The organism is Acidovorax cavernicola (assembly GCF_003581445.1).
The window spans coordinates 1-581 of record NZ_QXMN01000342.1 but is presented as its reverse complement, the minus strand read 5'-3'; the positions used below and the strand labels follow the sequence as shown (position 1 = coordinate 581).

The following is a 581-nucleotide window of genomic DNA, read 5'->3' as shown; positions in this document are numbered from 1 at the left end:
GTGCTGTTCCCGGCTTCGGGCGAACCGTCGATCGTTCCTTCGCAGGACGTTGTGCTGGGCCTGTACCACGCAACCCGCGAGCGCATCAACGGCAAGGGCGAAGGCATGGTCTTCGCCGACATCGGTGAAGTGCAGCGCGCGCTCGACGCCGGCCAGGTCGAACTGGCGGCGAAGATCAACGTGCGCATGACGGAGTGGACCAAGAACAAGGCCACGGGCGAATTCGAGCCCGAGACCAAGATCGTGGAAACCACCGTCGGCCGCGCGCTGCTGTCGGAAATTCTTCCCAAGGGCCTGCCGTTCAGCAACATGAACAAGGCGCTGAAGAAGAAGGAAATTTCCAAGCTCATCAACACCTCGTTCCGCAAGTGCGGTCTGAAGGCGACGGTGGTGTTTGCCGACAAGCTGCTGCAAAACGGTTTCCGTCTGTCGACGCACGCCGGTATCTCGATCGCCATCGGCGACATGCTGGTGCCGCCGCAAAAGCCCGAGATCATCGGTCGCGCCGAAGCCGAAGTGAAGGAAATCCAGCAGCAGTACGTCTCCGGTCTGGTGACGTCCGGCGAGCGCTACAACAAGGT

At 61.3% G+C, this 581-nt stretch carries 1 pseudogene; it reads left to right on the top strand.

Annotated elements, in window-relative coordinates:
* Nucleotides 1-581: pseudogene (locus D3H34_RS33545) on the top strand (DNA-directed RNA polymerase subunit beta'); the annotation flags it as partial.